Source organism: Mesorhizobium sp. L-2-11, assembly GCF_016756595.1.
In the GTDB taxonomy this organism is placed as follows: domain Bacteria; phylum Pseudomonadota; class Alphaproteobacteria; order Rhizobiales; family Rhizobiaceae; genus Mesorhizobium.
The window spans coordinates 3271330-3283702 of sequence record NZ_AP023257.1 but is presented as its reverse complement, the minus strand read 5'-3'; the positions used below and the strand labels follow the sequence as shown (position 1 = coordinate 3283702).

The 12373-nt window shown below is 61.7% G+C and carries 10 protein-coding genes; 1 reads left to right on the top strand and 9 read right to left on the bottom strand.

The features are described from left to right. Positions 1 to 2 precede the first annotated feature (2 nt). Positions 3 to 1037, bottom strand: a complete 1035-nt coding sequence (locus JG739_RS15675) for a class I SAM-dependent methyltransferase (protein ID WP_202367237.1) — start codon at positions 1035 to 1037, stop codon at positions 3 to 5. Positions 1038 to 1371: 334 nt separating this feature from the next. Between JG739_RS15675 and JG739_RS15670 the strand changes: the two genes are divergently transcribed. Continuing rightward, complete coding sequence (locus JG739_RS15670) at positions 1372 to 3345, top strand: putative bifunctional diguanylate cyclase/phosphodiesterase (RefSeq protein ID WP_202367485.1); 1974 nt, start codon at positions 1372 to 1374, stop codon at positions 3343 to 3345. Between the two features lie 127 nt (positions 3346 to 3472). Here the strand turns inward: JG739_RS15670 and JG739_RS15665 are convergent, their stop codons facing one another. The 8 genes from JG739_RS15665 to JG739_RS15630 all read right to left on the bottom strand — a co-directional run bounded on the left by JG739_RS15665 (position 3473) and on the right by JG739_RS15630 (position 12366). Continuing rightward, complete coding sequence (locus JG739_RS15665; RefSeq protein ID WP_202367236.1) at positions 3473 to 4261, bottom strand: DUF899 domain-containing protein; 789 nt, start codon at positions 4259 to 4261, stop codon at positions 3473 to 3475. Positions 4262 to 4586: 325 nt separating this feature from the next. Further along, positions 4587 to 6566, bottom strand: coding sequence for a hypothetical protein (locus tag JG739_RS15660; RefSeq protein WP_202367235.1), 1980 nt, complete (start codon positions 6564 to 6566; stop codon positions 4587 to 4589). Beyond that, a complete protein-coding gene (locus tag JG739_RS15655; RefSeq protein ID WP_202367234.1) occupies positions 6563 to 7657 on the bottom strand; it encodes an ABC transporter ATP-binding protein in 1095 nt (364 codons plus the stop codon). Before JG739_RS15655 ends, JG739_RS15660 begins: the two co-directional genes overlap by 4 nt. Before the next feature lie 11 nt (positions 7658 to 7668). Then, a complete protein-coding gene (locus JG739_RS15650; RefSeq protein ID WP_128246859.1) occupies positions 7669 to 8517 on the bottom strand; it encodes a carbohydrate ABC transporter permease in 849 nt (282 codons plus the stop codon). Continuing rightward, positions 8517 to 9458 (bottom strand): carbohydrate ABC transporter permease, encoded by a 942-nt coding sequence (locus tag JG739_RS15645; protein ID WP_202367233.1) that lies wholly within the window; start codon positions 9456 to 9458, stop codon positions 8517 to 8519. Before JG739_RS15645 ends, JG739_RS15650 begins: the two co-directional genes overlap by 1 nt. A 113-nt stretch (positions 9459 to 9571) precedes the next feature. Beyond that, complete coding sequence (locus JG739_RS15640; RefSeq protein ID WP_202367232.1) at positions 9572 to 10909, bottom strand: extracellular solute-binding protein; 1338 nt, start codon at positions 10907 to 10909, stop codon at positions 9572 to 9574. 2 nt (positions 10910 to 10911) lie between these two features. Further along, complete coding sequence (locus JG739_RS15635) at positions 10912 to 11199, bottom strand: hypothetical protein (protein ID WP_202367231.1); 288 nt, start codon at positions 11197 to 11199, stop codon at positions 10912 to 10914. A gap of 114 nt (positions 11200 to 11313) precedes the next feature. Then, positions 11314 to 12366 carry an NAD(P)-dependent oxidoreductase gene (locus tag JG739_RS15630; protein ID WP_202367230.1) on the bottom strand — a complete coding sequence of 351 codons (1053 nt, stop codon included), beginning with the start codon at positions 12364 to 12366 and terminating at the stop codon, positions 11314 to 11316. Between the last annotated feature and the right edge of the window lie 7 nt (positions 12367 to 12373).

Here is a 12373-nt window from a genome sequence, read left to right as displayed (position 1 = left end):
CGCTATCCGCGCTTTTCGATGACGCCGTAGAGGACGTTGCGGTTTTCGCCAAAGTAGACCTGCGCCTCGACGGTGTTGCGGTCGACGCTGGCATTGATGATGTTCCACATGTCGGCCTCCGACCGCAGCAGCAACACCCAGTTCATGAACGTCTCCCGGTAGCCGGCGTCCGGGTTGCCCTCTGCGTAGTTGGCGAAGAGGAAAGTCCCGTTCGGCTTCAACATCTGCAGGCAGGTCTTCGTCAGCTTCACGGCGACGTTGTGCGCAAGGTAGTCGTAAAGGCCGGAGGCGTAGATGAAGTCGAACTTGCCAAGCTTGTGGCCCCTCGTGAGCATGGTTCGCACCGAGCCGTCGATGGCCTCTACCGCAGTGCCCTGAAAGTCGCGCGTGATCAATCCAACGCTCTGAGGATCCTGATCGAGCGCAACCCAGCGCTTGAGACGGCCCTCCTGTAAGGCGGCGGAGCGATTGGCCTCCCTTAAATGGCCGGCCGCAATCGCCAGGACCTCGGTTTGCGGTCCATTCCTGGTCGCAATCTCATCGACATACCGGGTCAAAAGATCGCGTCGTTCGCGTGCCGCGACGCATGACGGCACATCCTTGGTATGCCTGTAGAGCGCCTTGCCGATCTCCGAGGCGTTTGCCACGCTCTCCGCCACGTGCGGATCACAATAGATGTAGTCGAGCAACTGCGCGTCGCCGGAATAACCTCTGGGCTTGTCGTGGGACCACCGCGTGAGCGGATCCTCAAGAAAGTACTCCAGGACCGGGTGGTTCCGCACCACCGGCATCAATGCTTGCCAAACGTCCGGATCAACCTTGGAACGCATTGCTTCGAGGTGCGACATCAGACGGCGAATGATCTCCGCGGGGTCCTTCTGCTGCTCGATTTGCTGGTGCGTGATGTGGAGAATGAGCGCAAGCTCGACGCGAGCGGTTTCGAACGCTTCGCTATGCGGTTCGAGCTTTCTTCGAGGGAGACTGGCGGCGATCATCTCGGCAGTAATCAGACTTTTGCCATCGAGGATGGTTGCCACCGCAGAACTCCATAATCACATTTAACTAGATATCGTTACATATTGCGTAAAATTTTATCTTTGCCAAGACACATGTCCGGCATTTTATCGGTGTCGTTAAATTCCCGCCAACCATGCTGGTTGTTTAGACGCCTTCCGTGTCGGATTCCCGATACGAGTTAACGCAAACCTATATGCGCGACTGCATATTGCTTGCGAGGCGCCGCAATTCGCTGTCGCGCCTGAGGAGTCGGCCGGCGTGGGGGCAGAAGCTAGAAATGAGTTCGGCATACAAAGCCCCGTTCAAATCGGGCTTAGGGTGACGAACGAATACGCGTCATTCGCATTGGCCGATATGGCCCATGCGGAACCGCTCGAGCGGCGCTACGAGCCGCGGTCCGACGAACTCCGCAAGCTCTACCGAGAGGAAGGCCAGGCGAAGCGAAGAATGGACGCCAGGCCGGGGCTCTGGATCGCCGTTGCCATCTATCTCATGTTTTCGGCAACGGATCTTCTGCTGATTCCGGATGTCGCGCTCTATACGATCATGGCACGCTTCGTGGTCGGAGTGACGGCGCTGTTGACCCTGGAAGCGCAACTTCGCCGCGGGGTCGCCACGGAATGGATTGACGTGACTTGCGCCGCGGCCATCATCTTTGGCTATGTCGGTTGGTTGTCCCCAGCGGTTATGGGCGCGGACAAGGAAACCGTCTCTTATTATATGGTTTTCGGCACCATCTTTATGATTAGTGCCAATCTATTTTTCACTTTTAAATTCAGCCTGTCTATCGTGACTTCAAGTATAATTCTGGCAATATTGTATATTGTCAATTACTTCGTGCCATCCACGTTAACATACAAAATGGTATTTGGAACTTTCTACATATCATGCTTCACATTTACATCCTACGTAAACTGGAAGCTGAACGAGGAACGTTACAATGTCTTCCTGAATGCCCTCGAAGCCAAAATCCAGCACAAGGAAGCCACCGAGCGCGGCCAGGCGCTGTTGAACCTGTCGAGAACCGATCCGCTTACCGGTCTGGAGAACCGGCGGGCGATTGACGAGAAGCTGCGCGACTACTGGAGCGACTGGCAAAGGCATGGCAGCGGTTTTGTGGCGATCCTCATCGACGTGGACTTCTTCAAAAGGTTCAACGACTATTACGGACATCAGGAAGGCGACCGCTGCCTGATACTTGTCGCCAATGCCCTTGCCGAAATGATCAAGCAGCACAATGGCTCAATCGGCCGCTACGGCGGCGAAGAATTCATTGTCCTGGCTCGCATGGAGAAAAGAGAACAGGTCGCAGGTCTTGCGGAAGCCATTCGAAGCACGGTGGAGAACCTCGCGCTTCCCCACCAGCAGCGCAGGGACGGCACCTCGGTGGTGACGGTGAGCGTTGGCGCTGCCTTCACCAGGGCGCAGACTGGCGCCAAGCTGGAGAAGATCATCCACGAGGCCGATCGTGCGCTCTATCTGGCAAAGGCAGGCGGTCGCAATTGTACTTGGCTGTTCGATCCAAACGATCCCCAGAGCAGCGACGTGAGCGAGAATATCGCGGCTTTGCTGAAGATCGCGATCGGCCAGGATCTCGTTTCACTCGTCTATCAGCCGATCCAGAATGTGGCGTCTGGCCGGGTTGAAGCCGTCGAGGCTCTGATGCGCCTCAAAATGCTCGACGGGACATCGGTTCCGCCGAGCCTGTTCATTCCTGTTGCGGAACGAACCGGCGCGGTCCTCGAACTCGGGCGCTGGGCCATAAGGACAGTGTGCACTGAGCTCCTGGCGGACGATCACGTCCGTGTCGTCAGCGTCAACGTCTCTCCAATTCAGCTCAAGACGCCCGGCTTCGCAGCTTCGGTTGCGACGATTTTGAGCGAGACTGGCGTCGCCGGCAGCCGGCTGGCCCTCGAAATCACCGAAGGGCTGGAGATGGAGATGCACTCCGACATTCTGCGCTGCATCAGCGATCTGAAGCTGCTGGGGGTCAGGGTATGGCTTGACGACTTCGGGACGGGCTTTGCGGGCCTCTCATGGCTTCGTCTCATCGATTTCGATACGGTGAAGATCGACCGCTCGTTTCTGCACGACTGCGACACCGCAAGGGGCAAGGCGATGCTGCAGGACATTATTGCCCTGGTGCGAAATCGCGGCCATAAGATCCTGATCGAGGGGGTGGAAACCGACGAGCAGCTGGCTCTTATCCGCGAGCTTGACATCGATAAAATCCAGGGCTTTCACGTCGGCCGACCTGCTCCCGCCGCGAATTTCCGGACAAGACCGGCCACCTACAAACGCACATTGTCGATCGTCAAGTCGGCATGAACAGCGGCGGAGCGGCTGCCGCCAGCCGACGTCGCCGCGCTTCCATCAGCAATGGTCCCGCGGCAATGTCTCGGGTCCGGATATCCGGCCAGCCGACCGCCCGTCGACCCACCGGATCAGGCCCGGCTCATTGCTTCGTGCTCGCCTCCCGGAACGCCGCCTCTCCGGCCTCCGACACCTCGGCCCACTTCTTGTCGGCTGCCGAATCCGCGGCGTAGCTGTCGTGCCAGTTCCACCATTTGTAGGCCGGGGTCTGGGGATAGCCCTCGGGCGAGTCCTCCCAGACCTCCTGCCGGCCAAGCGGCGTGATGTCGAGATAGTTCCAGGTGCCGCCCATCTGCTCGTCGCCGCGGTTGTTGATGAAATAGGTGCGGAACACGCGGTCGCCGTCGCGGATGAACACGTTGTGGCCGTGCCACTCGTCGACGCCGAAGTCGGCGTCGAAGCTGTCGGTGAGCGTGAACCACGGTATCTCCCAGCCCATCCGCGCCTTCAGCCGCGCGATATCAGCCTGCGGCGCACGCGAGACGAAGACAAGCGTGGTGTCACGGGCGTTCAGGTGGGCGACATGGGCGACCTGGTCGGCCACCATGGAGCAGCCGCGGCAGGCATGGTCGGGCCAGCCGAACACTCCCGGCTCGAAGAAGGCGCGGTAGACGATCAGCTGACGCCGACCGTCGAACAGGTCGAGCAGGCTCACCTTCCCGTCAGGCCCCTCGAACGCATAGTTCTTCTCCACGGCCATCCAGGGCATCCGCCGCCGCTCGGCGGCCAGCGCGTCACGGGCGCGGGTCTGGGCCTTTTCCTTCACGAGCAGCTGCTCGTGGGCCGCTTCCCACTCCTGCGGCGACACCACCGGTGGTGTGCGCATCGCAGTCTGTCGCCTCTTCCGTCCGTTCTCGGCTGCTGAAGTCATGGCTTCCTCCTGATCTGGGCGCGCGCCTCGTCGCTGAAGCGCGGCTCATTCGCTGCTCGTCATTCGTTATTGGGCCTGAAATAGTTTGGCACCGGAAAACGACCAGTGGGAGTAACAAGTGTGACGCTATTCCGGGCGCCGATCAAAACCGCGGCGGGTGCGCTGGAAGCAGGTGATCCCCTCGGCATGTTGAACCGCGTGGCGCTGCGCGACGGGTGCTCCCGCGGAGCTGGCAAAGAGCGCCATAGCGGGCATCCGACACTGAACGCCAGAGCGGACGTTGACTCTGTTCTCCGCTACATCAACCAATCTACCGTCCACCGGGCTATGTCGAAGACGAACGGTGGAGATCGACTCGCGCCACGGCGTAGGCGTCAAGAGAGATGAATTGGTCATCCAACCGTCTTCCGGGACTTTCCATGAAGTTCGGATCGGCTGCCGCCCGCTCGAACTGGTCGGCAGCAAGAAGAGCAATGCGGGCGCTGATCGGCGTATCCGAAAGCTGCACTGATTGCTTTTTGGCAGTGAGATTCGAGAGCCACAGCGCCGTGCGCCCGTCTTTTTCGGCCGCGATCGCCGCGATGCTGTCAGCTCCGGAAGTTCCCACCGACAGCAGGGTGGCCCCGCTGAGTTTTGAGAGGCCTGCCATGACATGGAAAGCGGGATACACCATTCGGCCATCCTGTTCGTCAAACCACGGCTGCACGAAATCGGCCTTCCTGTAGACATATCCGAACGGGCCGGTGAAGTCGCCGAATGCGACAGCCTCGATTCCCTCGCGCGCGCAGCCCGCGAAATAACCGACTGTCCAAGCCGCATTGAACAGGCCGCGCTGCCGAGGATCGATGCGGCTCAGACAGACGCGACCGTTCGCTTCATTCGGCGCAGTGGACTTGCCGTAGGGGTTCTCGCGGCAGCCGAGCTGACTGGGACCTATACGCAGGGGCAAGAGGTCGCCCATGAAAGCACGGGTAGAGCGGATCAGATGGGGGATAGCCTGAAGCGTCTCCATCACCGAGACGTCATCCGCTGCGTGCACGTTTGGACAGGTGGTGAAGGTTGCGTAGTCGAGCGCGCCGGTCGGCGGACGCTTGCGGTTTAGCTCGGTGAAGTATGCGGCCATGCCGCCGCCCAGCGGCACCCCGGGGAAAGCCCGGCGGGCGGCGGCGTGGTTTTGCTCGAAGGTGGGCATCGCCGGCCACGGTGCTCCCGGCTGCACCGACTTCATGTCCTGCGCCGGAAAGACGCAGACAGCTTCTGGATTGAGGCGAAGGCTTTGGACGGCATCCGCGAGAGGCGCCAATTCGCCGAACGGATCGAGCGTGCCCTTGGTGATGATCTCAAGTACGACGCCAGCGCCGGTCAACTGTGCCAGGGCGGCGTAATGTTCAAGTTCATCCTGGCCGTGCTCGAACCGGAGATCGACTTGGCAGACCATCCACTGTGGAGCCAATCGTCGAATGATCTCGGGGACGTCAAGCGCGTGCTTCGCCTCGTCGGCAGCGACGCCGACGCCAATACGGGGCACGCGACCGATGGCTCTGCCGATCGTCAGGTTGATGGATGGATTGGGCTTTTTGGAAGACGCGGCAGGGAGCGTTCCCAACAGCTGCAGTCGGACGGCCTGCGTGAATTTCTCGCCTTTCGGCAATCTGTAGGGCCACGGGCGACGCAGGGGACGGACATAGGTTTTGTAGGAGGCGTCGGACCAATTGCGCTGATCCTCCATCTCAAAGGCGTCACCTTCCATGGTGCAAGTGGCCCAGATTCCAGGCATGATCTCGTGCGAAAGCGCGCGAATGTCGGTGAAGGGACATCTAGGATCGATGTAGTCCGGAAAAAGCGAGAGGTTTTCGCGACCGTCCTCGTGCAGCACCTTTACCGGCTTGCCGGCCAAACCCTCAATCGGATGCAGCACGACGAAGCCGGTTCTGTTGGTCAATACGTCAGTTTCGGGCTCTGCCTCCACCACAAACGACAGCGCACCGTCGCTCCCGCCTGCGATCCGCGCCTGGTAGATCAGCCGACCGCACGCTCCGGCGCATGTTCCACGGTAGGCGACGCTGAACGCATCCGGCTTTTCATCGATCTGGAGGTCATCGAGAACCGGCGTCTCGGTTCCCCAGTTCTCGTCCCGTACGAGAAATGAGATCCCGCGCAGAACCTCGACCCCGCCGATACGCACATAGCGTATCGCCCCATTGTCAAACTCGACCGACAAGGGTCCCGCGCGCAGTGTCCGCAACTGCGGATCGACCTGTTCGGTCCCACATAGGCGGATTGCTTGAGATGCTGCCGTGGTCAAATCGCTCTCTCGGTCTTGGCGTCGAAAATCGAGGCTCGGTTCATGTTGATGTCGATCGGCAGCCTCTCGCCGGGACGACTGACGTCGTGCGCCTGCAGTTCCGCCATCACCGGTGCGCCGGCCAGGCGGAAGGTCGCATAGCTGCGCGAGCCGGTCGGCTGCAGCAGGTCGATCGTTGCGTCGTAGCGAAACGTGCCCAGCGCAGGTGTCGCAGCATGAGCGCGCGTCAGATGTTCTGGCCGCAGTCCAAGCAGCACCGCCTGTCCGTCAATGGCGCCATTCAGGCTCCGGCCGGGGGCGACCGGAAGCAGCGCCTCGGAGAGCCGGATGGCGGCAGCGCCGCCGTCCAACTTCAGCGTGCCCGGCAGAAAGCTCATGCGCGGCGAACCGAGAAAGCCAGCGACGAAGGTGGAGGCGGGGCGCTCAAACAGGTCGAGCGGCGCGCCCTGCTGCTCGATCACTCCGTCGCGCATCAGCACGATGCGGTCAGCCAGAGTCATCGCCTCGATCTGGTCATGGGTGACGTAGATCATCGTTGTGGCAATGTCCTGGTGAAGACGCTTGATCTCGCCGCGCATCTCGTCGCGAAGCTGCGCGTCGAGGTTGGACAGCGGCTCGTCGAACAGGAAAATGCGCGGGCTGCGGACGATGGCGCGGCCGATGGCGACGCGCTGGCGCTGCCCGCCGGACAATTGGCGCGGAAAGCGCCCGAGCAGCGGGGTGATGCCAAGCATGCGCGCCGCCTCGGCGACGCGCGCCTCCACCTCCGATTTCGGCATTTTTCGCGCCTTCAGGCCGAAGCCAATGTTTTTCGCCACGTTCATGTGGGGATAAAGCGCATAGTCCTGGAACACCATCGCCACGTCACGGTCGCGCGGTCGGAAATCGTTGACCACTTCGCCGCCGATCTCGATGGTGCCTTCCGAACTCTCCTCCAGCCCTGCGATGGTCCTCAAGAGCGTACTCTTGCCACAGCCGGACGGGCCGACCAGTACGGTGAACTCGCCGTCGCGAATATCCAGGTCTATGCCGCGCACGGCATGGAAGGCGCCGTAGCGCTTGTGCAAGCCGGTGATCCTGACTTCGGCCATGCCGACCCTTTCTATCCGCGAACAGCGCCGAGCGTGAGCCCGCGCACGAGATGTCGTTGGGCAAGGACTCCCAGCGCGATCGACGGCACGAGGGAGACGATGGCCAGGGCTGCCGCCTCGCCATATTGCGCACCCTGGAAACCGATGAAGGCGCGAAACACCGTTGGCAGCGTGAAAGCAGTGCGGCTGGTCAGAATCAGCGCGAAGAAGAACTCCGTCCAGCAGGCGATGAAGGCGAAGACGGCCGCCGCGACGATGCCGGGCGCGGCGAGCGGCACGGCGACGCGCCAGAACGCCTCCCAGCGCGTGCAGCCGTCGACAAGGGCCGCCTCCTCCATCGATTTCGGCATGCCGCGGAAATAGGCGAACATCATCCATACCGACACCGGCAGCGTGAACACCGTATAGGCGATGATCAGGCCGATATGCGTGTCATAGAGGCCAACGCCGCGGTAGATCAGGAATACCGGCAGCACGATGCCGATGGGCGGCAGGAAGCGCTGCGACAGCACCCAGAACGACAGATGCTGGCCGCCGGTGTTGTAGCGCGCCAGGCTGTAGGCCATCAGCGTGCCGAACAGGGCCGAGAGCACCGTTGCCGACAGCGAGATGATCAGGCTGTTGATCAGCCCGTCGAGGCCGCGATAGGCGAACAGCGCAGCTTCATAGTGGACAAGGGTGGGTGCGGTTGGGAACCACACCGGCGGCACGGTGAGATAGTCGTCGCTCGGCTTGATCGAGGTGTTGAACATCCAGTAGAGCGGCCACAACACGAAGACCAGGAAGAAGCCGAGCAGCAGGATGCGGCCGACCGGTATCGACCGGCGTTTCGGGCGACGGACAGGCGCGACGGCCGCCATCAGACTGGCTCCGTCTTCAAAAGCCGTCGCACCAGCAGCATCACCACGAGCGCGGTGAAGACCAGGAACAACCAGCTTCCGGCGGTCGCCTGCGACAGGTGGAACTGGGTGAAGCCGACGGTGTAGAGATAGTAGGAGGCGGTGTAGGTCCGCGTGCCCGGCCCGCCGCCGGTCATGATGAAAATAGTATCGAACATGCGGATTGCATCGAGCAGCCGAAAGGTCAGCGCCAGCAGCATCATTGGCGCGAGATGCGGCAGGGTTATCGCCCAGAACGCTTGCCAGGCATTGACCCCGTCGAGTTCCGCCGCCTCGTAAAGGTTCGGGGGAATGGCGGTAAGCCCGGCGAGCAGGATGACGAACATGAACGGTGTCCACTGCCAAACATCGGCGACAATCAGCGAAACATAAAGCCATGGCGATTCGGTCATCCAGCCGATTGTCACCTCCTGCCCCAGAAGTTGCGTCAAAATGTAGTTGGTCGGCCCGAAAGGCCGCTGCAGCAGCAGCGTCCAGGCCTGGCCGACGATGACCGGACTGATGAACAGCGGCACGATCAGGATCGACATGATCACGCCGCGGCCCGGAAAGCTGCGAACCATGGTCAGCGCCACCAGAAGGCCGAGAACGAATTCGATAGCGACGCTAATCCCCGACAGCCACGCTGTCAGCAACAGCGACCAGCGCGCGACGGGATCGAACACGACGCGCTCGAAATTCTTCAATCCGACAAAGGCGTGGCCCGGCACCTGGAAATCATAGTTGATGAAAGACACGACCAGCGAGAACAGCAGCGGATAGACCGACAGCGCCAGGATCAGCAGTACCGCAGGCGCCACCAGCAGCCATTTGAAGTGGCGGTCCGCCCATTGTGCGAAGCCCGACAGTCGTGGCGGGGCGCCAGCGGCCTTCAAGCGACTGATGGTTGCGGTATGCTGCATCGACTACATCCCAAAACCTGCCCGGCGGTTGCGACGAGGTGTTGCGGACCAAGCGCCCGCAACATCGATTTTTGGTCAAGAATGCCGGCCGGCGTCCCTGATGCAAGCCGAGATCAGAGGGTGACCGCCATGCCGAGCTTCTCCACCGTGTTGTCGGCGGTAGCGCCCGGCAGTTTCAGGAACTCGGTGTAGAATGCCTTCTGCGAATCGACGCCGAGCCGGTCGGTCGTCTCATTCCACTCGGCCGCCGCTGTTTCTAGCGAGGCCTTCGAATCCGCACCGGCCCACACCGCCGTGCACATGCGGTCGATGCTCAGGAAATAGTCCTGCGCGCCTGGCATGATCGGGTCGAGGAGGCCGACATTGGCCGAGTTGTTAAGATTGCTCAGATACTCCTTGGCGCTCGGGAACAGCGCGCCGTAAAGCTCGGATTTGAAGTGGGAGATGCGGTAGGGATCGCGCAGGGCGTAGGGCAGCATGCAGCGCGCAAGCGAGACCGGCGGCGAGCAGGCCCATTGCATGAACAGGTAGGCCGCTTCGGGGTTCGCCGAATCCGCCGACAGCGCCTTATTGTAGCCGGTCGCATGTTCAGGATTGCCGGGCACGACCGCGTAGCCGACCTTGCCGGCGATCTGTGATTGCGGGATGAAGTTGATCGCGGTGGCCGACTGCGAATAGTTCGCGGCCATGCGGCCAGACGGCGGCCAGGAGTAGATCATCGCTACCTTGCCGGTCAGGAACGCCGCCCACAGCGAGACGGCGTCGAGTTCATTGTTGCCGGGAATCGACGCCGCATTGGCTGCAATCATGTTCTGCAGCGTCTTGACGCCGGCATCCGAAGCCAAGCCGGCCTTCATGTCGTCGCCGAACAGTTTTCCACCGTTGGCGCGGTACTGCTGCAGAAAGTCGAACTGGTTGCCGGGACTGCCCGCCTTGCGGAAATGGCCTGCGCCATAAACGTTCGGCGCCATCTGGTCGGTGATGAACTGGGCGATCTGGGCGTATTCCTCCCAGGTCTTCGGCGGCGCCAGCTTGGCGTTGAACTTGGCCTGGTAGGCTTCCACCATCTTCGGATCCTCGAAGATGTCCTTCCGGTAGTAGAGAGCGAACATGTCGCCGTCGTCGAAGAAGCCCCAGATCTTGCCCTTGTAGGTCGGCAGCGCCTTGTAAAGCGGATGATAGTCCTCGAGGTCGGCCGGGTTCATGTATTTGGCGATGTAATCGTCGAGGGGCGCGATGACGCCGCCATCGGCTAGCGACGGCGTCCAGGCGGGCGAGATGTCGAGGACGTCGTAGGCGCCTGAGCCGGCAATGTGCTCGGCAACGGCCTTGGAGTACTGGTCCGGGTTCGACAGTTCGACCACGTTCGACTTCATGCCCGTAAGCTGCTCCCACATCGGTCCACTGAAATTGCGCGGGTCGAGAGCCTGCAGGCCTGCCTCGTAGGTCATGTTCAGCGTGACGCCCGAATGCGCCTTCGCCGCCTCGACGGCGCGGAAGGCGGAACCATGGCCGCCGCCTGCGCCTGGCCGAGCGGTGAAGCGGCGTCTGCCAGTTCGAGCTTCTGCTGCGCCAGCGCCCAATCCGTCATCATGGCGAGGATCGGTCCGGACGCCGCCAGCATGCCGGTCATCTGGCCGAAGCGGGTTATGAAGGTTCGGCGGGTGGTTTCGCCGCGCATAAAGGCGTCGACCTCTGCTTCGAGGCCTGCCTGAAAGTCACGTTTTTCATGATCGTTCATAGTGCTTGGTCCTCCCATTTTCGTTTGCCTTCGCTCGTCCGCGGGCGCGGCGGTCGAGCATTCCTCTCGTGAAGCCGCCGCGAAGGCGCGGCGGCGCGCCGAATGCTCGTACTCCTATGTCCCGAAGCGGGCGGCGAAACCGGCCAGCCGTCTCTTCCATGCCTCGCTTGACAGCACCTCGCGATTGACCACGCCGCGCGGCTGGCGGCCGTGCTGCACCTCGATGACCGCCTTGACGTCCGCAGCACCGTTTCCGGCAAAACACTGGTCGGTCCAGCAGAGCGCGTGCGGCGTCAGGATAACGTTGTCGAGCTTGAGGATCGGGTCGTCGGCATCCGGCGGCTCCTGCTCCAGCACGTCGAGCCCCGCGCCGGCGATGCGGCGCTCCTGCAGCACTTTCGTCAGCGCCTCCTGGTCGACGATCGGACCGCGCGCGGTGTTGATCAGGTAAGCTGTCGGCTTCATCAGGGCGAGGCGCTCGGCATTGACGATATGGTGGGTCTGAGGCGTTAGCGGACAGCTAACCGACAGCACATCGGCGCGGCGGAACAGATCCTCCAGCCCGACCAGTTCGATACCCAGATCGGCAGCGACCTTGCTGTCGGCGAAAGGGTCATGGGCGACGAATTTCATGTCGAAGGGCTTGGCCAGGCGAAAGACCTCGGCGCCTATATTGCCGATGCCGAGCGACCCCAACGTACGCCCGACGAGACCAACGCCCATATGTTCCGAACGCTGATTGAACCCGGCAGGCCCCTTGCGGGTCAGCGCGTCCTTGGTGAGCAGTTTGCCGGTCAGTGCCAACATGAAGGTGATGACGGATACGGCGACCGGCCGCCGCACCCCATCGGGCGTGATGACCAGGGCGATGCCGGCGGCGGTGCAGGTCTCGACGTCGACGGTATCGTAGCCGACTCCGAAACGGGCAACGACAGCCAGGCGGCCGCTCTTAGGGACACTGGTCGCGTCGAAGCGATGGCTGAGCAGGATCAATGCATCGAAATCCTCAAGCTGATCGCCGCGCAGCGGATTGTTCGGTTCCAGGAACGCCATCTCGATGCCGGGCGCATTGCGCAGCGGCTCCAGGTCGAAGTCGGGATAGGTCGGCGCGCCGTCCGGCTTGCGGAAATCACCGGATAGCGCCACCCTGAACATTGCGTTGGCCATCGTCCCC

Excerpts from the sequence above, each read along its gene's own strand:
- JG739_RS15650 (WP_128246859.1), bottom strand. The coding sequence starts at position 8,517 with ATGGCGGCCGTCGCGCCTGTCCGTCGCCCGAAACGCCGGTCGATACCG.
- JG739_RS15645 (WP_202367233.1), bottom strand. The coding sequence starts at position 9,458 with ATGCAGCATACCGCAACCATCAGTCGCTTGAAGGCCGCTGGCGCCCCG.
- JG739_RS15665 (WP_202367236.1), bottom strand. The coding sequence starts at position 4,261 with ATGACTTCAGCAGCCGAGAACGGACGGAAGAGGCGACAGACTGCGATG.
- JG739_RS15640 (WP_202367232.1), bottom strand. The coding sequence starts at position 10,909 with ATGACCTACGAGGCAGGCCTGCAGGCTCTCGACCCGCGCAATTTCAGT.
- JG739_RS15655 (WP_202367234.1), bottom strand. The coding sequence starts at position 7,657 with ATGGCCGAAGTCAGGATCACCGGCTTGCACAAGCGCTACGGCGCCTTC.
- JG739_RS15635 (WP_202367231.1), bottom strand. The coding sequence starts at position 11,199 with ATGAACGATCATGAAAAACGTGACTTTCAGGCAGGCCTCGAAGCAGAG.
- JG739_RS15630 (WP_202367230.1), bottom strand. The coding sequence starts at position 12,366 with ATGGCCAACGCAATGTTCAGGGTGGCGCTATCCGGTGATTTCCGCAAG.
- JG739_RS15670 (WP_202367485.1), top strand. The coding sequence starts at position 1,372 with ATGGCCCATGCGGAACCGCTCGAGCGGCGCTACGAGCCGCGGTCCGAC.